Below are 23,368 nucleotides of genomic sequence, written 5' to 3' on the forward strand. Positions count from 1 at the left end.
TGCACCGCCCTGCGTAGGACGGCACCCGTTTCTGCGATAAACCGAAAGCTCCGGGGGAGCTTATATGCTGCTACTCAATCTGAAGCACGGCCATGAACGCTTCCTGCGGCACCTCGACGCTGCCAACCTGCTTCATGCGCTTCTTCCCTTCCTTCTGCTTCTCCAGCAGCTTCCGCTTACGCGAGATATCGCCGCCGTAGCATTTGGCTAATACGTTCTTGCGCATGGCCTTAACGGTCTCACGCGCAACCACCTTCGTGCCGACGGAAGCCTGAATCGGCACCTCGAACATCTGGCGGGGGATAATGCCGCGCAGCTTCTCACAGATGACCCGGCCGCGGTTATAAGCGCGGTCGCGGTGAACGATGAAGGACAGTGCATCGACCTGCTCATTGTTCAGCAGGATGTCCATCTTGACGAGATTGGACTGGCGGTAACCGGAGATCTCGTAATCATAGGAGGCATAACCCTTCGTGCCGGATTTCAACTGGTCGAAGAAGTCGTAGACGATCTCGGACAACGGAATTTCGTACGTAATGGTTACACGGTTGCTGTCCAGATACTCCATGTTGACGAATTCACCGCGTTTGTTCTGGCACAGCTCCATAACGGTTCCCACGAAGTCGTTAGGCACGATAATAGCTGCTTTGACATACGGCTCTTCGATGAAGTCAATCGTCCCGATCTCCGGATAATGCGACGGATTGTCGATCTGGATGGTCTCCCCGTTCGTCAGCTTAATACGGTAAATAACGCTCGGCGCAGTAGTAATCAGCGGCAGATTGAACTCGCGTTCGATCCGCTCCTGAATAATCTCCATATGCAGCAGCCCCAGGAAGCCGCAACGGAAGCCAAAGCCGAGGGCGCTGGAGCTCTCCGGCTCGAAGCTCAGGGAAGCGTCGTTCAGCTGCAGCTTCTCCAGCGCTTCACGGAGATCATTATAATCGGAAGTCTCAATCGGATAGAGACCGCAATAGACCATCGGATTAATCCGGCGGTAGCCCGGCAGCGGTTCAGGGGTCGGATTCTTGGCATCCGTCACCGTATCCCCGACACGGGTGTCGCCTACATGCTTGATCCCGGCCACAATGAAGCCGACATCACCGATGTTCAGCTCCGGCACAATGGTCATACGCGGCATGAAGGCTCCGACCTCGATCACCTCAAAGGTTTTGTCGGTGGCCATCATTTTAATCTTGGAACCGGCACGGATACTGCCGTCCATTACGCGGACATAAACGATTACGCCCTTGTACGGGTCATAATGGGAGTCGAAGATCAGCGCCTTAAGCGGTTCTTCCGAGCTGCCTGTCGGCGCCGGAACCTGCTTCACGACCTGCTCCAGAATCTCCTTGATGCCGATGCCTGCCTTAGCGGAAGCCAGAACGGCTTCGCTGGCATCCAGCCCGATGACATCCTCAATCTCCTGCTTCACCCGTTCAGGATCTGCATTCGGAAGATCGATCTTGTTGAGTACCGGAAGAATCTCCAGATTGTTATCCAGAGCCAGATACACGTTAGCCAGCGTCTGGGCCTCAATCCCCTGCGCCGCATCCACGACCAGCAGTGCGCCTTCACAGGCCGCCAGACTGCGGGATACCTCATAGGTGAAATCGACATGCCCCGGTGTGTCAATCAGATTCAGATAATAATCCTGTCCGTCATCGGCACGGTACGTCAGACGTACGGCCTGCAGCTTGATGGTGATGCCGCGCTCGCGCTCCAGGTCCATCTGATCCAGAACCTGCTCCTGCATTTCACGCGTAGTCAGCGCACCCGTATACTCCAGAATGCGGTCAGCCAATGTCGATTTGCCATGGTCTATATGTGCAATAATCGAGAAATTGCGAATTTGTTGTTGTCGTTTCTGAACGTCAGTCATTCCTTACCCCCACAGACAGCCTAATGTTAATCCACTTATTATAACAGTACGGGCTCCGCCCATCAATCCCGCCAGCCGCCGGAAAAGAAAGAAAACGCCCGGACCCTCTGCATTCGCGAGTTGAATCCTGCAAAAAAACACAAAAACGGGTGCGGGCTTCCATCATCCGCAGCCGTTTTTGTCCTCAACCTCATTGCAGCCCGGGAGGTTCCGGGCAGTTCCTGCTCACTCCTCCGAGGAGTCGAAGAGGGAGACCACCCAGCGGATGCCCTTCTGCGAAGCCTGCTGGAGCAGCCCGGCAGTCTTATCCGCCAGCACATCCACAGTCGGCTTCTGCTCCTCTGGAATCAGAATCTGCTCGGGACTGAGCGCAGAGTAGTCCTTCACCTCCTGTTGCGGGAGGCTGCCCGTGCCGCCAGCCGTCTGCGCCTGTGTACCTGCAACCGGCTGCTTCATGGGCAGCATGGTGTAAGCGCCCGTTACGGGATCAATAGTCACGGGCACATATACATAAGCCTGGCCGCCCGGGGTTGTACTGGCAGCCGGAACGTACGCAGTTCCGGCCGTAACGTTCTGTCCAGGCGCGCTGCTCCCGGCTGGCTTACTCCAGTCCGGCAGTATACCGGAGACTCCCGAACCGCCGCCGCCGAACTGCAGTCCGATCAACAGCCCCACGCCCGCCCATATTCCGACCATTACCAGCTTTTTACCGAACCGTGTCATATTCTCCGCTCCTTTTCAGCTATAATCCGTTCAGGAACCTGTTGATGTCTCTGCCCCGGTGCCTCCAGATTGCGTACTGCCCTGATCTGGCGCAGCTGCCTTCTCGGCATCCCGGCTGCTCCAGTACACATCAGCGATGGCATCCGCCAGAATATCCGCCGTCCGCTTCAGTTCATCGGCGCTGTTGTCAATTCCGCCTACCTCAATCAGCACACTGTTCGGGGACAACGTCTGGTTATATTCCCCATTATTCCCGTTTCCGGACGATTTCCCCCATATCCCGCGTGAAATTCCAGGATAATTTTTCTCAAGCAGCTGATGGATCTTATTGGCGAAGGCCTCGTTTTGTTTCCAGTTTTTATTCGCATGCCCCAAAATAAAATAGACCTGAGCATAATTTTTCCCGTTAATCAAGGCTGTTGTTTTGCCGTGCCGCTGCGAATCGCGGTGGATATCAATCAGCTCACTCATGTTCTGATTGGAGGCCATGGCCGATTTCACAGTCATACGTGAATATTTATAAGAGAAGTTCCAGTTGTAGCCCGGTACCTCTGTAGCATAGTCCTCCTGGGCATGGACAGTTCCGATCCCCCGCTCTTCCAGCCTCTTGGCAATATAGGAGCCTACCAGCATGACATTCTTGGAAGGGACTGCAGAGCTGGGGTTGTCGCTCTGTGCGCCAAGCAGCGGATTATAGGCCTCCCGGGGATGGGAATGATAAACGAGAATACGCTTGACCGAAGTATCTCCGGTGCCGTTCTCGGCATCTCCGCTTCCGGAGTAGCCCTCGTCAGGTTCTGTACCGGACGGGTCAGGGACAGGCGAAGCCTCGGGCTCTGCCACGCCTTCCCCCGGACTGTCATGGCCATTCCCAGCCTCAGTACCGTTCCCTGAATCCGGCGGGGCTCCAGGATCGCCCCCTGCTCCGGGATCTTCCCCGGTGGCCAGTTCATCGCCCCCCGGATGATAATCGGCCGGCGCCCCTGTACTTCCCCCTGAGCCTTGCCGCAGCAGGAAGGGATCATCGGCAGCAAGTCCGGGCATCTCACGTGAGACCAGACTCTTGGGATCACCAGGATCAACACTGGTAAGCAGCCGGAATACGAAGGAGGTCACCTTGTCCCCGGAGAAGGCTGAAGGCTCCTCGCCCTTCGGCAGATGGGGGACCTCCATGCCCAGCAGCTCCATGAAGAATCCGCTGGAGAGCGAGGCCGCCAGACCTTTCATGGAAGGAATGGGCGAAGAATTCAGCTTCTGCCCGGCCAATCCGCCGGCTCCAAGCAGCATGAACAACACAAGCGAACCTCCGGCCAGCAGCAGCATCGTCCTTCCCAGCGACAGAATATCCATCAGCCGTCCGCGCAGCCGCCCTATATTCCATAGCTGAAACCATTTTCTGTTCATGATTGTTATGTCCTCCTCTAAGCCCTCTGTAATCTCTCATACTCCAAATCTATGAGCGGAAGAGTTGTGCTAGAACCACAGAATGAGAGATAGCAGGGAGCATCGATAGAGAAGTGAGGGGGCAACACAGACAAAGAGCCCGCGACCAGTTCTGCGTTACGGCAGGACGGTGCGGGCGAGGTGATAAGTGACAGATCAGTGAGTGTAAGCTCCGACATTGCCCGGATCTACCGCTTCATGGAGTGCAGCATTCAGTCCGCTTGCCACAATGTTGGCGATCTCTTCAATGAATTCATCGATCTCTTTGGGGGTCACAATCAGGTCATGCCCCAGCGGCTCAAGCACTTCCTTCACCAGGGCGAGACGCTCCTGCTCAGATATATCGTCAAGGAGACCCATAATTTCTTTGGTGTGAGCACCGCCATCCGCCATCTGCCCGAAATGGGTCCGCATCATCTCCAGCACATTGTTGACGATGGTGGAAGCATAGCAGACCGTTGGGACGCCGATGGCGATGCAGGGCACGCCCAGCACCTCCTTGGTCAGCCCTCTGCGCTTGTTCCCGATCCCTGAGCCGGGATGAATGCCGATATCCGCAATCTGGATGGTGGTATTGATTCTCTCCAGTGAACGGGAGGCCAGCGCATCAATAGCTATAATGACATCCGGGCTGGTGCGGTCCACAATCCCCTGCACCACTTCGCTGGATTCAATCCCCGTCAGGCCGAGCACTCCGGGAGCAATAGCACTGACATTCCGGTACCCGGGCGAAATCTGGTCGGGTACCAACTCATAGAACTGGCGGGTAATCAGCGCATTCTCAACGACCAGCGGGCCGAGCGAGTCGGGCGTCACATTCCAGTTGCCCAAGCCTACGATAAGGACCTTGGAATCGCGGTCAATGCCGATTTCATCCAGAAAGTGCTCGAATTCCCGGGCAAACACTGTGGAGACCTTCTGCTGCAGCCCGGTGTCCCCTCCGCGCAGCCCAGGCACCTCCAGGGTCACGTAATTGCCGATAGCCCGTCCAATCGCCTGAGAACCGGCAAGGTCTGCTACAGCAAGTCTCGTGACCTTGATGCCGTCCGCTTCTTCCACTTCCTCATTGACACCCGGGATCGGCGTATTGGCGTGCCGCTCTGCCATTTCCTTCGCTTCCACCGCCAAGTCTGTACGTACCGAATACAGCTGAAGATCCAGTTCCATTCTTAGTTCAGCCTCCTTTTGCATATTGCTGATAGTGTGCGAGAGAAAGCCTCCGTTTATACAAACCGCTCTCAGGGAATTACAAAGCTTTTTATCTTGCTTTTTGCTACCCTTCATGCTAAACTATTTTAAGTTGTGAATCATTTGTTGATTTCGAATGTCTTTCAGGAGGTGAATGCAATGCCAAATATCAAATCCGCGATAAAACGCGTCAAGACGATCGAGAAACGCCGTGCACTGAACGCTTCCCAGAAGTCCGCTCTTCGTACAGCTGTGAAAACTGCTGATGTAGCAGTGACTGGTACGGAAGTTGAAGTAGCTCAGGCTGCTTTCCAAGCGGCTTCCAAAAAGCTGGACAAGGCTGTAACTAAAGGCCTGGTTCATAAAAATGCGGCTGCCCGCAAAAAATCCCGCTTGGCTAAGAAATTGAACGCTCTCAAGGCTCAAGCCTAAGCCAAGGGCGACAATCATAACGAGCACTGAAGAACCTGACCGCTATGCTGCATACGGTTAGGTTTTTTTATGCTCGTTAACTTCCTTCATTGAATTCCGCTGTACCATCAAAGAGCCTGTCCATCCCATGATACACGCGGGTGGACAGGCTCTTTGATTCGTTCCATGTAAGGCCGCTCTATTCAGGCTCCAAGGCGCAGCATGAACATCTCCAGCCCCAGCACCTTATCAACAGCTCCCGTCTTCATCTGATAGTCCAGATCCGCCAGAATACTCAGGATCTGCCGCAAGCGCTGGCTTCCGAACTTATGAGCCTGCTCTCCGGCAAGCTTCACTGCATACGGATGCAGTCCGAGCTGGGAGGCAATCTGTCCCTGCGAATAGCTAAGGGCTGACAGATCCTTGACCTGCAGGATGATTCTGAACTGCCGGGCAATCAGCGAAGCGATCTTGATCGGCTCCTCCCGCTGCTTGAGCAGCTCATAGAGCGTATTCAGCGCCTTGTCCAGGCGCAGATTCGCAATATCCTCCACCAGCGTGAAGATGTTCTGCTCCGTCCCCCGGTGGACCAGACTCTCCACCGCTGTCGCATCCACCCGCCCGCCAGTACCGGCGAACAGACACAGCTTGTCCATCTCTGCAGACAGACCCTGGAGTCCGGTTCCGCTGCTTGCAATCAGAACCTCCGCTGTCCCCGGCGCAAGGGAGCAGCCGCGTTCGCGGAAGCCTTTCTCCACCCAGCGCAGCAGCTCCTCCGCACCCAGGGGATTGAAGGCCAGCACGGTGCCGGCGGTCTTGATGCTTTTGACGATTTTTTTACGTTCATCCAGCTTGTCGCCGTTCACCATAAATACAATCACACTGAACTCGGCAGGGTGCTGCATATATTCGCTCAGCATCTCCACGTTATGTTCCAGCTTCGCCTTCTCCTTGCCTGCCGTGAACAGAGCCGCATCCCGTACCAGCAGGAGCTTGCGTTCTACCATGAACGGAACCGTCTCTGCCTCTTCAATAACCGCCTGAACCGGAGTTTCGGAGAGATCGAACGGGATCACCGCGAAATCGCGGTCTTCTTTGGGGATCAGGTGTTCCTCCAGCATGGCCGCGAATTCATTCATCCGGAACTTCTCACTGCCGTACAGCAGGTACAGCGGAGAGACCTTTCCTTGCTTGATGTCTTTGGCCGCCGTTTTGGCATCCATCCCGCCACTTCCTTTTTAATTTATCTGCCTGGTCCGTATCAGACACATACATTCGTACATTTTAACAAAAAATCGGCTGAAAACATAGGTATCATTATCACTTTGTCCTGACCGGGGCGCAAGCCAAAACGGAGCAACCTCGGCAGCCAGGGCCAAAGTTACTCCGTTTCAGCGGCGCATCTATATAAACGACGGAGGGAGCAGCTCTAGAAACTCTCCCGGCCGCCGGTCATACCGATGATACTCGCAAAGCCTGTAATTCATGTCCTCTTGCCTTAGCATATTCCGCAGGCCGGAAGAACGTTCCGGTTATTTATCGGACGTTGCCGCGTCCGGGGTAATAGCCGGGCTGGTGACCGGTGAAGCAGACGCCGCCGGAGAAGCGGTAGGCGCTTGAGAGTTAATAGGAGCCGGAGAAGCAGATGGGGCAGGTGTCGCACTCTCTGCCGGAACCGTGTATACCTTCGTCGTCTGCGTACCGTCCTCAAGCTGTAGCACATAAGTGAACTGGGTGCCGTCTTCCGACCACACACCGGAGACCCAGTTCCCCTCCAAAGGAAGCGAGGTTAATACTGTCCGTTGTTGTTCTTCTCCTTCTGCGGTTAGGCTGTAGATTACAACATGCTGGCCAGTCAGCTCAGCCGTATGCTGCCCGTCCGGTGAAGTCCACGAGGAATCTGCGACCATCAGCATGGCTCCTGCCTCGTTAGCGGCTGGAGTCGGCGCTATCCGTGCATCCCCCTCAGCCGCATTATCGTCCGCTATATTCTCTTGTGTTGGCGCACTCGACTTCGTGCTTTGGGGTTCCGCTGACCGGCTATCCGCTTTCTTGGTGCTCTTGGGGCGATCCGCCGGAGGCGCAGTAGCGGCGCGATTGCTGATCGGAGCTTCGCTTACCGCAGGCTCCTTGTCTGAAGCCATACCGCCGCCGGCTGCGACTGGTTGATCAGCCCCCTCACTGGGAGCAGGCGATGCAGAATTCATATCGCCGTCTGCAGTGTCACTAGGCGTGGCCTGGTCCATCTTATTAAGATCACTGCTGCTGCCGCTGTTATTCTGTCCGTCCGCCTGCGGGGCGTCCGCACTGTTCTCTGTGCTCACGCTGGAGTTCGCCGCTCCGCCGCTCATTAGCTTGGATGACATATCCAAGTCTGCGCCCGGCAGACTCTTCGGCATATTGAATACGGCGATTAGCAGAATCACCGCTGCCGCCGCAGCACCAATGCCTGTCCGCGCAGCCAGTGAAGGGCCCTTGGACTTCTTGCCCCGGTTATTTGAACGGGAGAAGGGAATAACCTTCGGATCTTCCGGCTCCATTACGGCAGGCTCTTCCGGGACACCGCGGTCCAGCTGTTCAAGCTGAGGCAGGATAGAGTCAACCAGACTGAAGGGGGGCTTCACGTCGGGAAGCTGCTCCAGCTGCTGGGAGAGCAGCGTCAGCCGGTCCAAGACTTCCGCGCAGGAAGGACAATCGTCGATATGACGGAACATTTCAAGCATTTCTTCCTGACTGAGATCATGATCTAAATAGCGGTGCATCCATTCCATCACCTCCGCGCACTTCATCCTGACACACCACCTTTCTGATACTCCTGAAGTCTATTCTGCAGCTGCTGCCGCGCCCGGAACAGGTACGATTTGACCGTGTTCAGAGGCAGATCCAGACAGTCTGCAATCTCGTTGTAAGAAAAATCCTGTAAATAGCGGAGCACGATTACCGTCCGGTGATGCTCCGGAAGCTGGTCTATGGCCTCACGGATATCCTCCGCCAGATAACCCGACATCACTTCGCGCTCTACGTTATGTTTTTTATCCTGGAACACCATTTCGTGTTCATCGATAGAAACGGTAGGCTTCGTTCTCCGGAATTTGTCTATACATATGTTGGTTACTATTCGCTGAACCCATGTTTTGAACTGCGCCTTCTCCTCATAGGAGCCGATCTTGGTGTACACCCGGATCAACGCTTCCTGGGAGGCATCCAGTGCATCCTGTTCATTATGCAGAATGTAGAAGGCCGTCTTATATACATGCCCTTCAATTTCTCGCAATAGGGTGATTAGAGCGTCGCGATCGCCCGCTTGAGCGGCTCTGATGAGTCCCTGCTCCACCACGAAGGTTCCCCCTCTCTATGCAATCTTACTGACGCGCAAGACTGCGAATTTGTTGCAAGCCTGTAATGATTATTTTATAGTCCACAATCCCTACTAAGCATACAAGGGATGCTGCTATCATTCAAATACTCTTTTTATAGAAGTTAGTTACAGAAATGACATGAGAAGCAGACCGTCCCATACCTGACTTATGCTACGACCGGGACGGGTCCTCTAATGTATATAATGTAGTTGCGCACACCAGGAGCACCGCATAGTTCTCCCTGGAGTCATCATCAAGCACATATACTTCTCCCTGCTCAAAAAGTTGCGGATGATTATAGTTACGATACAGTTTATAGATGGCTCCCGCGCTCACCCTGCAGCCGTGGACTGCAGTTCGAATCTCCACATAATCGGCTTCTTCCACTACCAGTGTCGGGTACAGCTTGCTGCGAAGATCGTCGCCAGTCATGGCATCACCTTTCAGGTATACTTCTCAATGTCCGCAGGCGCCTCTGCACTCTGCCTCTATTATAAGTATTGCCCGAAGCGGCAGCAATTCCATCATTTAGGCATATCTACAGTCAACAAAAAAATGCCCTGCCCCATAGAGGCAAGACATTTCTGTTGTACATGTATTTTACTTGCCTTGAATCTCCTTGAACTTCGCTACATACTGAGCAGCCAGCTCTGTGATCTGGTCATAGCGGCCTTCCTTGGCCGGTGCGGTCAGGTTGCCGCCGATGCCGACAGCGATGCAGCCGTTCTTGATCCATTTCTCCATATTGTTCAGATCCACGCCGCCGGTAGGCATAATGTTGACATGCGGCATTGGCCCCTTAACCGCCTTGACATAGTCCGGTCCGAACGCACTGCCAGGGAACAGCTTCAGCACATCCACACCCAGCTTCAGGGCTTCCTTCATCTCATTCAGCGTCATGCAGCCCGGCATGTAAGGAATGCCGTACAGATTACACATCTTAGCAGTATCCTCTTCAAAAGACGGGCTGACCACAAATTCCGAACCAGCCAGAATAGCTATTCTTGCCGTCAGCGGATCAAGTACAGTACCGGCACCAATCACGGCGCGGCCCCCGTATTCTTCCACCAAGCGCTTAATCGCTACTTCGGCTCCCGGAGTCGTGAAGGTCACTTCGATATTGTTCAGTCCGCCCTCGATACAAGCCACCGACATGGCATAAGCATCATCGGCATTATCCGCGCGGATAACGGCTACTACGCCAACAGAGGTGATATTCTGTAATACTTTAATTTTCTTCATGATTGTTACTTCCTCTCTGGTTATATATTCATAAGAATAATAATTTAGATAAACTAATTTATCTATTTTACTAACATCAGGCTTTATCCTTCTAAGAAAATAGTAATAACATTGCCGCTAACAGTCAATATATATTTATTCAAGAAGCGTTATCAATCCTTCGAAAATATTCAAAAACGCTTATGTAACAAGGACAAACGAATGTCTTCCCCTGTTTCCTTTACAAAATAAGCCCGCAGAATGAGCATTGCTATATTGTACAAAACCGTTTTATGTGATAATTTCAACTTATATTCTATTCCAAACCATAATAACGTGTTCATTTTAGGAGGAACTATTCATGAATAAACAGCTGGATGCAGTCACCTTCGGGGAGCCGATGGCCATGTTCTACGCCAATGAAGCCGGCCCCTTGCATGAGGTCACTTCCTTCTCCAAGGCGCTGGCAGGTGCGGAGAGTAATGTAGCCACCGGATTATCACGCCTGGAGCATCTGACCGGTTATGTGACCAAGCTTGGCGAAGACAACTTTGGCCAGTTCATCACCTCGGCGCTGAACAAGGAGAAGATCGATACCGCGAGCATCACAACGACCAAGGAATTCTCCACGGGCATGCTGATCAAATCCAAGGTACTCACTGGAGATCCCAAGGTGGAATATTTCCGCAAAAATTCCGCCGCCTCCAAGCTGAGTCTCGCCGACTTCGATGAAGATTACTTCGCTTCCGCAGGCCATCTGCATGTGACCAGCATCTCTTCCGCACTCTCGGCTTCGTGTCACGAGTTCTCGCTGCATGCCATGGAGTTCATGAAGCAGCGCGGCAAGACCGTATCACTGGACCCGAATCTGCGCCCGACCCTGTGGCCAGACACCGAAACTATGGTTAATACGATCAACGATCTGGCTACCCGCTGCGACTGGTTCCTGCCCGGACACGGAGAAGGTAAGATTCTCACCGGTCTTGAGACTCCGGAGGAGATTGCCGGGTACTATCTGGAGCGCGGCGTATCTCTTGTAGTGATTAAGCTCGGTCCTGAGGGCGCTTACTACAAGACCTCCACGGGTGAAGAGGGTTATGTGGACGGCTTCAAGGTCGAGCAGGTTGTCGATACAGTCGGCGCCGGAGACGGCTTCGCGGTTGGGGTGATCAGCGCCATGCTGGAGAAGCTCAGCGTAGCAGAAGCCGTGAAGCGCGGCAATGCGATCGGCGCACTCGCCGTGATGTCGCCTGGCGATATGGACGGCCTTCCCACCCGCGCCCAGCTGGAGGAGTTCATGAGCGCAGGCGTATAGCCAATGAGCAGGTGCTCTGCTGCCGGCAGCGCCAGGCTTCAGCATGAACACACATTAGCACAGCAAAAAGGGTGTCCCTGAGCCGGCAGACGGCTGGGACACCCTTTTGCATATGTAGCGTGAGAAAGGTGTGGCTGAATTGCAGGTAGTACAGCATGGTTATGGCTCAGTTACAGCTCAGTTACGATAAGTCAGTTTCATCCGAGCATTGTTCCTGCGAACCGGCAAGTCGTCATTCCCAGCAGTTCGCGCGGCAGAGTACATAGTCTTGCTCAATGTACATAATCCTGCTCTCAAACTATAGACTTACGGACTGGAGAGCCGTTATTTGGGGAATTGCTAAACTATAGCAAGCCTAACGGACTCAGATGACGTTAAGCCGCACTTTTCGTGCCATCCAGCGCCCTAAATAGCAATTTAACGGCTCCTGTGCTCTTCTGTCAATAAAGTGGACGCCAATTAAACGACTGTCTGGTAGTAAAGTTGCTCAAAACGCACTGGCGACATGTATCCCAGAGTACTGTTGGAACGCTTGCGGTTGTAAAACAACTCCAAATACCAGTATAGCTTTTGGTAGGCCTCTTCCTTGGTTTTAAACTTCGGATGACTGTAGATCAACTCGCGCTTCAGAATGCTGTGGAACGCTTCTATACAAGCATTATCGTAGCAGTTGCCCCTGCGGCTCATACTCGCTTTCATGCGATAGGTTTGGAGCTGTTTCCGGTAGTCCTTGGAGGCATACTGAGATCCTCGGTCGGAGTGGTGTATCAGGTCCTTCCCAGGCTTTTTCGCCTTGTAGGCCTGCTGGAGGGCGCCTAGAACCAGATCCGTGGTCATCCGGTCACTGAGCTTCCACCCGACAATCTGTTTCGTATACAGGTCCAGAATACTCGCCAAATAGAGTTTGCCTTGACGACACGGAATGTACGTAATATCGGCCACCCATTTTTCATTTGGCCTTGTGGCCGAAAAGTCTTGCTGGAGTTCATTGGGCGCAATCGGCAGATCGTGATTCGAGTCCGTGGTCGTGACCCGGTATTTACGGGCCATACACGAACGTATCCCTTGCTCGCGCATGAAGAGGCCGACGGTACGCTCGGAGACCTTCCAGCCCTCCCTTTGGAGTTCCCGATGAATCCTTGGGCTGCCGTAGGTGCCCCCTGAATCCTGGTGATACCACCGAATACGCTGAATCAGCTTCTCTTTTCGCTCGAGTCGTACCGGCTGCTCTGCCGTACGCCATTTGTAGTACCCGCTTCGGGATACCTTGAGGACCTTGCACATCTTCTCCAATCGAAAATCCGAGCGGTGATCTTCGATAAACTGGAACCTTAGTTCTTTTCTTTGCTGAAGATGTGCAGCGCCTTTTTTAGAATGGCCAGCTCTTCTTTCAGGTCCTCGATTTCACGTTCTTTGCGGTGATTCTCCGCTTCGGCATCCTTAAGCGTCTGTTCGATCTGACGCATTTTCTCCGGGTGGTGAATGGCCTCCTGGTCGAATTGGCGGTACTGAGAGATCCATTGGTGAATCGTACTCTTGGGGATATTCAGCTCCTCACAGATATCCCCAATACTCTTGGTCTGCTCCTGCACATATTTCACCGTCTGCTTCTTGAATTCTTCATTGTATCGTTGCCGTCGTTCCCCCACATTGGACACCTTCCTTCGTTAAGCCTATTATCCAGTGTCTCTTAACGTGGCGTCCACTTTTTATTCTAATTGCACTGAGTCCGTAAAACTTACAAAACCCTTCTTTTCCGCACAATAACGTTCCCTGGGTCCGTAAAGCCGTGGATTCCTGAGCAGATTTCCTATATGTTGTCACCACGATGGACCTTTCGCCGCCCCGACCTGCTCTATTCCGGCTTAGCCGGCGGCTGCACCGACTCCCCCTGCTGCAAGGAAGGCGGGAACCTGTAGGTGATGGGCATCGCGCTGTCCGCATCGTTGATCAAAGAGAGCATGATCTTCGCCGCCTGCATCCCCATCTCGTAAGCCGGCTGGCGGATCGTTGTAATATCAGGATTATAGATCCGGGCGAATTCGGCATCGTCGATGCCGATGACCGACAACTGGCCGGGGATCGCAATGGCATTGCGGTTCGCATATTTAAGAATTTCGCCCAGCACCAGATCATTGGCGGCAAGCAGCGCTGTTGGAGGCTCGGGAAGCTGTAGCAGCTCGTCCAGTGCAGATGCGATGTCTTCGCGTGACACACTTCGCATATACGAACCCAGCAGCGGCAGACCCGCTTCCTCCATCGCTTTTTTGTACCCGCTCATTCGCTCCTTGCGCGGGGTAATCGCATGTACGCCAAGCGGCAGGGATAGAATAGCAATCGCTTCATGGCCGTGGCCGGTCAGCTCCCGGATAGCGGTCTTCACCGCCATCTCGTTATCCAGCAGCAGGCTCTGGGTCGTGATCCCGTCAACCAGCCGGTCCATGAAGACCAGCGGATATTCCGCTTCAATTAATCTAGTGTAAGGCGTAGGCTGATCTCCCGCCGGAAAAATAATCAGGCCATCCACCTGACGGGCGACCAACGTCTCCACATAAGTATTCTCCTTATCGGCATTCTCGTCCGAGTTGCAGATGATCACCTGAATCCCATGGCGCTGCAGCTCATTCTCGATCGCCCGGATACACTGGATGGATAGCGAATAATCAATATTGGCTACAATAATGCCAACCATATGCGTGCGGTTCTGCTTGAGACTGCGGGCAAGCCCGTTGGGCTGGTAATTCAACTCATCGATAACCTCGGCAATGCGGTTTTTGGTCGCCTCACTCATATACTTGAACCGTTTATTTAAAAATTGCGAGACTGTGCTTTTCGATACGCCCGCTTTCTTAGCCACATCCTCAATAGTCAGCTTCTTCATTGATCCCGCTCCACTCTTCGATATCGAACTCCAGAAGTAAACACAAATCACGTTTACTTAGAGATATTATCAAAAAGTATAGCTTTTTTTTAGTAAATTATCTATAGGGAATGGAATGAAGCAGCAGACAGAAAAAGAGAACCCCGTAGCCTCACCAGGATTCCTCTATTAGATGCTGCAAACACTGAACGCTCACTTCCCTGTCTTAGCGGGATCAATCTGCTGTCCGTGTTCCTGATAAAACCATTCATAATACCACTGCTGGCCGAGGAGCAAGACGATATCCGCTTTCCGCTTCTTACCGTTCACTTCATAAATAGCTGTCTGCTGCTGACCTTGAACGTCGATGCCGATTTTGCTGCTTATATTCTGTATCGCTCCAGTAGCAATATCGTACAGACTGCCATGAACGTCAAAACCATTCTTTTTATCATCACTGTAATATACAAGCAGCATCTCACTATTATATTTATCAAAAGCAATAAAGGATCTGTACAAGGAATATTTGTCACCTAAACTGCTTAAATCCAGCAGTTCCTGCGGGGCTACTGTTTCTCCAGCTGCGGCTGCTTTTAAATTCAAAACGGATAACTTTTCAGGTGTCATTCCTACCCCTTTACCCAAAGTGATCGTTCCGATACCCAGCACTACATAGTCCCCTCCGTCACAGATCCCCGTAAGTTCATAATAACGCTGCGAGCCGCCAGCATAAAGCGGTAAGGTATAGATCCGTTTTGCCGTTGCTTCAGATAGCTCAGACTGCCCCTTTGGAGACAGATACAATGTGTAAGGTTCCGTAGGATGGGTATATTTGGGCTTGCTGTAATTGACCATCGGCGGCGGCGGCGACCAGACAATCCCGGCGTTAGTCTCAACAGCACGCGCACGCGTCTTGTCTCTGTCCAGCGATAAGGGCATGTAATACTTCCTTCCGCCAAGCTCAAACTCTGCAGAACCAACCGGCGGGTTGTAGGCTTGCGGCGATGCGGGTGAAGCTGCGTTCTGCGTAGCCGAAGGAGATGCCGACGGCGTAACCACAGCCGCTCCCGAGCCAGGCTTAAAGACCGCTGCCAGCCTCCCTGCCGGATCAAGCCCGGCCCCTGGGCCAAACGGCCAGACCAGCGCGCCAAGCAGCAGGATGGCTGCCAGTCCGCCGAGAGCGGTCATACGGCTGAAGCGGCGGCCGCTTGTACGATGATTAGAGGATTCATGGGCAGCCTCTTCAATCCGCGCCATGAGCTGTGGCGTGAATCCCGGCTCTGTAAGCGGGTTCCGCCCGGCTTGCTTATACCAATCCTTCTCCCCGCTCATCACCTTCACTTGTTCAAGCTCTTGTCTTGTCTTCACAGGTCTTCCTCCTTCATCGCTGCTCTCACTTTCATTCTGGCCCGCCCGAGCCTGGATTTGACCGTTCCCTGCGCAATCCCAAGCAGCGCGGACAGCTCAGCGACTGACAGATCCTGCTGAATGTCCAGCACCAGCACCTCCCGGTACTTGTCCGGCAGCTCCATAATGATCTCCCAGATGCGGTTCGCGTACTGATTGCCGATAGCCTCTTGTTCTGCGGACAAGGCGCCTCCCTTATCCTGATGGCTGCCCAGAGGAACGAACCTCCGCCAGAAGCTATTGCGCCGTAAGCTGAACGCGGTGTTGCGGGTAATGGTGAGCAGCCAGGTTTTCAGAGTGGACTGCCCCCGGTACTTGCTCATGCTCTTGTAGGCCTTAAGGAATACCTCCTGGCTGATATCATTCGCCTGCTCCCGGCTGCGGGTTAAGAAAAAAGCATAATTCCATACGTCCTGGCCGTAGGTCTCCATCATCTCGCGAAGCGATACCGATGAGGCACAGGTCATGCTATACGTTAGTTCTTTACTCTGCATGTTCTCTCCCCTCTCACCTAATAAGACTCCTGCCGGCGGATATGGTTCCCTGTTATTGTAAAACTGAATATGCGGATTGCACTTTCTGCAATAGAATTGCCGATATTTTCCGTTAATCTCCATTCTATTGCATTTCCTGCATTAGAATTTGAAGAATCTGCTCCATTAGCCCCTGTTAGCTGAAATCAAGTGTACAAAATACAACAGAGCTGATTTCCTCCTGAATTTAAGGAGCATCTAATGTACGAAGTGCAATGAAATCCAGATCCCCCGAAGGCTAAACGCTTTCAAAAATCACAGCCGTTTCCCCTTCCCGCAAGCCCCTGTCTGCACCATTCCGCAGCCCCGCAAATTGCTTAAAAAAAATACTAATTAATTATAAGAGAATAGAATGCAGGCGGGGCGTGGGATTGGCGGTTTTAAGCTCTGTTTTGAGGGGACGCAGAAGTCTGTCTGTCTCTTGACTTTTCAATATATGGTATATAAAATGATTAAGCATTACTAAATATAGTGTATATAAGAGCTAAGCCCATAAATCTAGTGATTTCGCCCAAGTTCATTTGTCAAGTAGAAAGAGCTGTAGAATGGGCAACATGTTATAGGAGGTTAGGAGCCATGTTGATTGCTTACGATTCCAAGACCGGCAACGTCAGAAGATTCATTAATAAACTGAAGCTTCCGGCGGTTCAAATCGAAGAGCATATGACGATCGACGAGCCTTACGTGCTTGTTACATACACTACCGGATTTGGACAGATTCCAGCGAAGGTGTCAACATTCCTTGAACGAAACCATTCCAGGCTCAAAGGCATCGCCGCGAGCGGCAACAAAAACTGGGGTGAGCTATACGCGCACAGCGCAGACTTAATTGCACAGCGTTACAACGTACCGGTGGTCGGCAAGTTTGAATTGTCGGGAACCTTCGGGGATGTACAGCGCATAAAACAGGAGGTGGACCGGGTTGCGGCATATTGAATTGAACAACATGTTGATGAAGAGAGACGAAAGCGGCTTTTTCCAATTGGATAAGGACCAGGAAGCAGTAGCCGAGTTCATGCAGGATGTGGAGCGGCGTAGCCTGACCTTCACGGATACGAAAGCCAAGATTGATTATATGATTGCCAATGACTACTACGAGGACCTGTACGACCGCTACTCCGCTGCTGAGATGGAGGATGTCTACCGGATCGCCCATGAATATAATTTCCGCTTCCCTTCCTATATGGCGGCTTCCAAGTTCTATACCGACTATGCCGTCAAAAGCAATGACCGTAAGCAGTACCTGGAGCATTATCCGGACCGCGTAGCGGTAGTGGCTCTGCATCTGGGACGGGGTAACGTAGAGACTGCCCGTACACTGGCCCGCTCGATGATGGAACAGCGCCTGCAGCCGGCGACACCAACCTTCCTTAATGCCGGTAAAAGCCGCCGCGGCGAGATGGTCTCCTGCTTCCTGCTGGAAATGGACGACTCACTCAATTCGATCAACTATGTGCTGAACACCTGCATGCAGCTGTCGAAAATCGGGGGCGGCGTTGCCGTCAATCTGTCCAAGCTGCGCTCGCGCGGCGAGACGATTAAAGGTGTCGAGGATGCGGCCAAAGGCATCATGCCTGTCCTGAAGCTCATGGAAGACGGCTTCTCCTATGCGGACCAGATGGGTCAGCGTAAGGGTTCGGGGGCGGCTTATTATAATATTTTTGGCTGGGATGTACTGGAGTTCCTGGACAGCAAGAAGATTAACGCCGACGAACGGACACGCCTGAAGACGTTGTCTATCGGCCTGATCGTGCCTAACCGCTTCTACAAGCTCGCACAGGATAATCAGCCGCTGCATGTGTTCGCTCCTTACACGGTCTACCAGGCGTACGGTACGCATCTGGATGACATGGATCTGGACGTCATGTATGATACCCTGCTTGCCGATCCGCGCGTGAAGAAAAGAATCGCGATGAGCGCACGCGACATGTTGACCAAGATCGCCATGATCCAGCTTGAATCGGGCTATCCGTATATTATGAACAAGAGTAATGCCAATAACGCCCATGCCCTGCGTAATGTGGGCCAGATCAAGATGTCCAACCTGTGCACCGAGATTTTCCAATTGCAGGAGACTTCAGAGATTAACGACTACGGTCAGCAGGACGAGATCCGCCGCGATATCAGCTGCAACCTGGCTTCCCTCAACATTGTGAACGTGATGGAGCACGGCAAGATCCGTGAATCGGTACATGAGGGCATGCTGGCACTGACGGCTGTCAGCGATATGACAACTGTCTCCAACGCTCCAGGCGTGGCTAAGGCGAACAAAGAAATGCACTCCGTAGGTCTGGGTGTAATGAACCTGCACGGCTATTTCGCCAAGAACAAGGTGGCTTATGAGAGTGAGCAGGCCCGTGATTTCGCACGCACCTTCTTCATGACCATGAACTATCACTCGATTGAGAAAAGTATGGAGATTGCCGCTGAGACTGGCGAGACCTTCTATGGATTCGAGCAGTCCGACTATGCCAGCGGCGTGTATTTCGACCGTTATATAACTACAGACTACCGTCCGGTTACGGCAAAAGCCCAGGAACTCTTCGAAGGGATCTACATTCCTACAACTGAGGACTGGAAGCAGCTGCGTGACAAGGTGATGAAGCACGGCCTGTACCATGCTTACCGTCTGGCAATTGCGCCGACCGCAAGCATCTCGTACATCCAGAATGCGACCTCCAGCGTCATGCCGATTGTAGAGCAGATCGAAACCCGCACGTATGCTAACTCGACCACCTACTATCCGATGCCTTACCTGCGTCCGGACAATGTGTTCTACTATAAATCCGCCTACCAGATGGACCAGTTCAAGGTGATTGATCTGATTGCGGAGATTCAGCCTCATATCGACCAGGGTATCTCAACGGTTCTCCATGTGAACAGTGATGTTACAACCCGTGAGCTGGCCCGCTCTTACCTGTATGCGGCGCACAAAGGGCTGAAATCCCTGTACTACACCCGGACCAACAAATTGTCTGTCGAGGAATGCCTGGCCTGCTCCATCTAAGAGGGGCACAGGTACAGAAAGGGAGAATATACGATTATGAGCGCAATCCAAGCCGTGAACTGGAACCGTCCCGACGACGATTTCTCGCTGATGTTCTGGAACCAGAATATTATGCAGTTCTGGACCGACGACGAAATTCCATTATCCGATGACAAAATGTCCTGGCTCACGCTGAGTGAGATTGAAAAGGACTCTTATATGAAGGTGCTGGGCGGACTGACCCTGCTGGATACGATCCAGGGCGGTGTAGGGATGCCACAGATTATGGAGCATGTGGACGGCTTGCAGCGCAAGGCGGTCCTCGGCTTCATGGGCATGATGGAGCAGATTCATGCGAAGTCGTACAGCAGCATTTTCACCACACTGGCTTCCACCGAGCAGATTGACGGGATTTTCCGCTGGGTGGAGGACAATACGTTCCTGCAGTTCAAGGCCCAGACGATCTCGGAGTATTATCAAAAGATTGAGACCAAGAAAGACCTCTATCTGGCGATGTCCGCATCGGTTCTGCTGGAGAGCTACCTGTTCTATAGCGGCTTCTTCTACCCGCTCTATCTGGCCGGACAAGGCAAAATGACCTGCAGCGGCGAGATCATCGACCTGATCCTGCGTGATGAGAGCATCCACGGCGTCTATGTCGGCGTGCTGGCCCAGGAGATTTTTGAGGAGCTGTCCGAAGAAGACCAGAGCGATGTCTACGAGACCCTGGTTGGCCTGCTGCGTCTGCTCCACGCGAACGAGGAGCAATACACCGAGCAGATCTACGCACCGATCGGTCTGGTGGAGGAAGTGAAGACCTTCCTGCGCTACAATGCCAATAAGGCGATGATGAACCTCGGCCATGATCCGCTGTTCGATGAGGAAGAGATTAACCCGATCGTCCAGAACGGAATCAGCACCCACACGAAGCAGCATGACTTCTTCTCGAAGAAGGGGAATGGGTATGTGCGGGCGATGAATGTTGAGCCTTTGCGGGATGTAGATTTTAAGTTTTAAACTTGTACATTCCGATTCCGGGATAGTCGTGGCTCCAGAGAAGTTTTGGACTTCCGGCCGCTGTTAGGTTTGGATTTCCTGATTTTATACCGCTGTTCGCGGTAGAAATCCAAACCAAGCATATGCTTCCGATGCGAGCTTTCCTACGGAAAGCTTTCAGGCGGACGCTATCGCTCCTACAGTTCCAAAATTCCCTTCCACCACTCACCCTTTATTTGTAATTGACAAGTTCAATTTATTGGATTGTATGCAGAATAAGTACCCGGTCGCTTGGACAAGCTGCCGGGGCTTTTTTTGTGATACACCTTTTCAGTTCCCTCAAAGGTTCTGAATAAACATCGAAACCCAAGCTTCACTTTTCACTGAAACGGTACCGTCCCGAAAAGGAAGACAAAGCCGGTTCTACTTATGAGACCATATTGTTACTGGGACGTAGGAGTAGGAGTGGCTATTTTACAAGAAAGAGGTGTAACGGGATGGCGATACATATTCAGGAGTACGGAGACCCGGATGGGGCTTGTCTGATGGTCTTCCTGCATGGCGGGGGCGTGAGCGGGTGGATGTGGGAGAAGCAGGTGGCGGCGTTCGCCGGGTATCATTGTCTGGTCCCGGACCTGCCGGGGCACGGGTTCAGCCGGGAGGATACGGAGTTCACGATCCGCAGCAGTGCGGAGGAGCTTCTGTTGCTCATTGAGGAGCGGGCTCAGGGACGAAAGATCGTTGTCACCGGCTTCTCGCTGGGCGCACAGGTGTTGGTTCAGATGCTGGGGTTAAGACCGGAGCTGATCGATTATGCCATCATCAACAGCGCGTTAGTGCGGCCCATTCCCTCCGCCAGCAAGCTGATCGGGCCGGCGGTCAGACTGTCTTTTCCGCTGATTAAGTACAGATGGTTCGCGAAGCTACAGGCTAAGACGCTCTATCTGGGCGAGGAGTACCTGGAACGGTATGTTGAAGAGAGCCGGCAGATGGAACTGAAGACGCTGATCCGGGTGCTGGAAGAGAATATGTCGTTCCGCATTCCAGCCGGGTTCAGTGAGGCCACAGGCAAGATACTGGTTACTGTAGGTGAACGTGAGAAATCTGTCATGAAGCAATCCGCCCGGGACCTTGTAGCTGTGAATCCCCGCTGCATGAGCGTGGTGATTCCCCTGATGGGACATGGCCTCTCTCTGGCGAAGCCAGAGCTGTTCAATAAGCTGGTCGAGGCATGGATTCAGGGCGGGGAGCTGCCCGGGGAATGCAGAAGAATCTGATTCCCTCAGGCGCGAAGTGAAGCTAGTTCAGATCCTCCCTGATTTTGTAGCGGACAGCAAGATAGCTTAGTATTAGAATCGCTGCAACCGCTACTCCGAATGTATGAATAAGGTCAGCCGTGCTGCCTAGATCCTTGACCCGTACGAGCGTGTTGATCAGCAGATATTGCGTCAGATGAGTGCCTGTGAACTGATTCTCCAGCGCCCCCAGTACCATCCCGATCACATTCAGGGCCAGAACGAAGCCGGCGCTCAAGCTGATGAGCAAGTTCTTAGTCATCATAGCAATGCAGAGAACAAGCAGGGAGAACGCCCAGTGCAGCAAGAATTGGCTGGCCAGCAGAGTAATGAGCGTGCCTGGCTCCCCCATATCCGTCTGGTCAAAAAACATCCTTCTCCCGATCCCATCCGCAATTAACAGTGTCAGGAACAGCATGGCCACGAATAGGGCGAGAATCGCCATTTTGGAGAAGACGGAGTGGATTCTTGCCTGTCTCATGGAGATATAATTCTTGTGGAAGCCGGAATTCCATTCGCTCATATAGAAATAGATCGTGAATACGGCGATATAGATCAGCATCCAGGAAGGCGGCTGTGAGATCGTGTACTGGATGAAGTCTATCTCCGTTAAATTTCCGATCTGAACACCGCCTTCCTCCACAGGCTGCGCGTATTGCTTCATCATATAGATGCCGAAGATCTGAAAGGCACAGAACAAAAGCAGCAGCAAGTACATAATCTTGTTTCGCGTGAAGCGGTAAGAGTCCATTTTGAACAGATTAATCATGGCGTTCACCTGCACTTTCCGTGCGTTCCAGGAAATACTGCTCCAGGCTCTGCTTATGTCTTGAGATGGAATCTACCATTATCCCATGTTGCGCCAGCTCCTGGACGATCTGCCGGATGCGGATATGCTCGTCGTATACATACACCGTACGGCTGTCCACCACTTTATATTGTGTAATCTTCAGCTCGCGCTCCAGCACCGGGAGAGCCTCCCTGGCTTCCTCCACGCTAATCTCGATCCGTTCCTCACAGCGCTGCTGTAATTCTTCCTTGGAGATGACCTCGGCGAATTCACCCTGATGGATAATGGCATACTTGGTGGCGATTTTGGAGAGCTCCTCCAGAATGTGGCTGGAGATCAGAATCGTCAGACCCGCTGCGTTCAGCTCCAGGATGAGCTCCCTGATCTCTACAATCCCCTGCGGATCAAGCCCGTTAATCGGCTCATCCAGAATCAGCACATCGGGACTTCCAAGCAAGGCCACCGCGATCCCCAGCCGCTGCTTCATGCCCATGGAATAGCTTTTGACTTTGGCGGCATTCTTAGGGTCCAGTCCTACGAGCCTCAGCAATTTCTCTATCGTGGTAACCCTGTCACTTAGACCATATGCGATGGCGAGCAGCTTCAGGTTCTCATAGGCCGAGATGTTCGGGTATAACCCGGGCTGTTCAATCAGCACCCCCATCCGCTCGAAAAAAGACTGGTCTCCCGCCGCCGCACGGTTGAAAAAATGCAGCTCTCCCGAGGTTGGATACACGTGTCCGCTGATCATTTTGAGCAGGGTCGATTTGCCCGCCCCGTTCTTACCGATGATGCCGACAATCTCTCCTCTGTAGATTTTGAGATTGGCATTCCGTACTGCCGCTTTCGATTGGTACATCTTGGTCAGTCCGCATAGTTCAATAATGCAATCTGTCATGTCTGCCACCTCCTTACCCTAAGTTAACAGGATGAAGACTAATAGTTCGCCAACAAAAGGT

At 52.7% G+C, this 23,368-nt stretch carries 22 protein-coding genes; 6 read left to right on the forward strand and 16 right to left on the reverse strand.

Annotated features, from left to right (window positions below; all coding sequences use genetic code 11):
* Positions 1–70: 70 nt before the first annotated feature.
* The 4 genes from lepA to gpr form a co-directional block, all read right to left on the reverse strand.
* Entirely contained in the window at positions 71–1,882 is a 1,812-nt protein-coding gene (gene lepA, locus MKY86_RS23075) for a translation elongation factor 4 (RefSeq protein ID WP_076082609.1), read from the reverse strand.
* Between the two features lie 225 nt (positions 1,883–2,107).
* A complete protein-coding gene (locus MKY86_RS23080) occupies positions 2,108–2,605 on the reverse strand; it encodes a hypothetical protein (protein WP_076082611.1) in 498 nt (165 codons plus the stop codon).
* 30 nt (positions 2,606–2,635) lie between these two features.
* The gene (locus tag MKY86_RS23085; RefSeq protein WP_076082613.1) at positions 2,636–4,009 is read right to left on the reverse strand and encodes a stage II sporulation protein P; all 1,374 of its coding nucleotides are present in this window, start codon (positions 4,007–4,009) and stop codon (positions 2,636–2,638) included.
* A gap of 195 nt (positions 4,010–4,204) precedes the next feature.
* Positions 4,205–5,215: a GPR endopeptidase gene (gpr, locus tag MKY86_RS23090; protein WP_036732245.1), complete on the reverse strand. Its 1,011-nt coding sequence runs from the start codon at positions 5,213–5,215 to the stop codon at positions 4,205–4,207.
* A 180-nt stretch (positions 5,216–5,395) separates the two neighbouring features.
* Between gpr and rpsT the strand changes: the two genes are divergently transcribed.
* Positions 5,396–5,668: a 30S ribosomal protein S20 gene (rpsT, locus tag MKY86_RS23095; protein WP_036732246.1), complete on the forward strand. Its 273-nt coding sequence runs from the start codon at positions 5,396–5,398 to the stop codon at positions 5,666–5,668.
* Between the two features lie 182 nt (positions 5,669–5,850).
* Here rpsT and holA read toward each other — a convergent pair whose 3' ends face one another.
* From holA to MKY86_RS23120, 5 genes are all read right to left on the reverse strand, one after another.
* The gene (gene holA, locus MKY86_RS23100) at positions 5,851–6,870 is read right to left on the reverse strand and encodes a DNA polymerase III subunit delta (protein ID WP_076082615.1); all 1,020 of its coding nucleotides are present in this window, start codon (positions 6,868–6,870) and stop codon (positions 5,851–5,853) included.
* A 309-nt stretch (positions 6,871–7,179) separates the two neighbouring features.
* Complete coding sequence (locus MKY86_RS23105) at positions 7,180–8,436, reverse strand: zf-HC2 domain-containing protein (RefSeq protein ID WP_076082617.1); 1,257 nt, start codon at positions 8,434–8,436, stop codon at positions 7,180–7,182.
* On the reverse strand, positions 8,433–8,984 hold the full coding sequence (locus MKY86_RS23110) for an RNA polymerase sigma factor (RefSeq protein WP_036690462.1): 552 nt from the start codon (positions 8,982–8,984) through the stop codon (positions 8,433–8,435). The genes MKY86_RS23105 and MKY86_RS23110 overlap by 4 nt, the downstream gene beginning before the upstream one ends.
* Before the next feature lie 193 nt (positions 8,985–9,177).
* Entirely contained in the window at positions 9,178–9,438 is a 261-nt protein-coding gene (locus MKY86_RS23115) for a hypothetical protein (protein ID WP_076082620.1), read from the reverse strand.
* A gap of 168 nt (positions 9,439–9,606) precedes the next feature.
* Positions 9,607–10,248: a bifunctional 2-keto-4-hydroxyglutarate aldolase/2-keto-3-deoxy-6-phosphogluconate aldolase gene (locus MKY86_RS23120; RefSeq protein WP_036732253.1), complete on the reverse strand. Its 642-nt coding sequence runs from the start codon at positions 10,246–10,248 to the stop codon at positions 9,607–9,609.
* 340 nt (positions 10,249–10,588) lie between these two features.
* Here MKY86_RS23120 and MKY86_RS23125 point away from each other — a divergent pair, with 340 nt between their 5' ends.
* The gene (locus MKY86_RS23125; protein ID WP_076082622.1) at positions 10,589–11,542 is read left to right on the forward strand and encodes a sugar kinase; all 954 of its coding nucleotides are present in this window, start codon (positions 10,589–10,591) and stop codon (positions 11,540–11,542) included.
* A 459-nt stretch (positions 11,543–12,001) separates the two neighbouring features.
* Here the strand turns inward: MKY86_RS23125 and MKY86_RS23130 are convergent, their stop codons facing one another.
* The 5 genes from MKY86_RS23130 to MKY86_RS23150 all read right to left on the reverse strand — a co-directional run bounded on the left by MKY86_RS23130 (position 12,002) and on the right by MKY86_RS23150 (position 16,303).
* A complete protein-coding gene (locus MKY86_RS23130; RefSeq protein ID WP_340827831.1) occupies positions 12,002–12,862 on the reverse strand; it encodes an IS3 family transposase in 861 nt (286 codons plus the stop codon).
* 11 nt (positions 12,863–12,873) lie between these two features.
* The gene (locus MKY86_RS23135; protein WP_076086950.1) at positions 12,874–13,191 is read right to left on the reverse strand and encodes a transposase; all 318 of its coding nucleotides are present in this window, start codon (positions 13,189–13,191) and stop codon (positions 12,874–12,876) included.
* A gap of 206 nt (positions 13,192–13,397) precedes the next feature.
* A complete protein-coding gene (locus tag MKY86_RS23140; RefSeq protein ID WP_076082069.1) occupies positions 13,398–14,423 on the reverse strand; it encodes a LacI family DNA-binding transcriptional regulator in 1,026 nt (341 codons plus the stop codon).
* Positions 14,424–14,615: 192 nt separating this feature from the next.
* The gene (locus MKY86_RS23145; RefSeq protein ID WP_076082071.1) at positions 14,616–15,770 is read right to left on the reverse strand and encodes a hypothetical protein; all 1,155 of its coding nucleotides are present in this window, start codon (positions 15,768–15,770) and stop codon (positions 14,616–14,618) included.
* Positions 15,767–16,303, reverse strand: a complete 537-nt coding sequence (locus tag MKY86_RS23150) for an RNA polymerase sigma factor (RefSeq protein WP_076082073.1) — start codon at positions 16,301–16,303, stop codon at positions 15,767–15,769. The genes MKY86_RS23145 and MKY86_RS23150 overlap by 4 nt, the downstream gene beginning before the upstream one ends.
* A gap of 615 nt (positions 16,304–16,918) precedes the next feature.
* Here MKY86_RS23150 and nrdI point away from each other — a divergent pair.
* The 4 genes from nrdI to MKY86_RS23170 all read left to right on the forward strand — a co-directional run bounded on the left by nrdI (position 16,919) and on the right by MKY86_RS23170 (position 21,601).
* The gene (gene nrdI, locus MKY86_RS23155; RefSeq protein ID WP_076082075.1) at positions 16,919–17,278 is read left to right on the forward strand and encodes a class Ib ribonucleoside-diphosphate reductase assembly flavoprotein NrdI; all 360 of its coding nucleotides are present in this window, start codon (positions 16,919–16,921) and stop codon (positions 17,276–17,278) included.
* Complete coding sequence (nrdE, locus tag MKY86_RS23160; RefSeq protein ID WP_076082078.1) at positions 17,265–19,349, forward strand: class 1b ribonucleoside-diphosphate reductase subunit alpha; 2,085 nt, start codon at positions 17,265–17,267, stop codon at positions 19,347–19,349. Before nrdI ends, nrdE begins: the two co-directional genes overlap by 14 nt.
* Before the next feature lie 36 nt (positions 19,350–19,385).
* Complete coding sequence (gene nrdF / locus MKY86_RS23165) at positions 19,386–20,345, forward strand: class 1b ribonucleoside-diphosphate reductase subunit beta (RefSeq protein ID WP_076082090.1); 960 nt, start codon at positions 19,386–19,388, stop codon at positions 20,343–20,345.
* A 476-nt stretch (positions 20,346–20,821) separates the two neighbouring features.
* A complete protein-coding gene (locus MKY86_RS23170) occupies positions 20,822–21,601 on the forward strand; it encodes an alpha/beta fold hydrolase (protein ID WP_076082092.1) in 780 nt (259 codons plus the stop codon).
* 22 nt (positions 21,602–21,623) lie between these two features.
* Here the strand turns inward: MKY86_RS23170 and MKY86_RS23175 are convergent, their stop codons facing one another.
* Positions 21,624–22,388 carry an ABC transporter permease gene (locus MKY86_RS23175; RefSeq protein ID WP_076082095.1) on the reverse strand — a complete coding sequence of 255 codons (765 nt, stop codon included), beginning with the start codon at positions 22,386–22,388 and terminating at the stop codon, positions 21,624–21,626.
* Positions 22,381–23,307: an ABC transporter ATP-binding protein gene (locus tag MKY86_RS23180; protein WP_076082097.1), complete on the reverse strand. Its 927-nt coding sequence runs from the start codon at positions 23,305–23,307 to the stop codon at positions 22,381–22,383. The genes MKY86_RS23175 and MKY86_RS23180 overlap by 8 nt, the downstream gene beginning before the upstream one ends.
* Positions 23,308–23,368: the final 61 nt, after the last annotated feature.

This window comes from Paenibacillus sp. FSL R7-0333 (assembly GCF_038000365.1).
In the GTDB taxonomy this organism is placed as follows: domain Bacteria; phylum Bacillota; class Bacilli; order Paenibacillales; family Paenibacillaceae; genus Paenibacillus_AQ; species Paenibacillus_AQ silagei.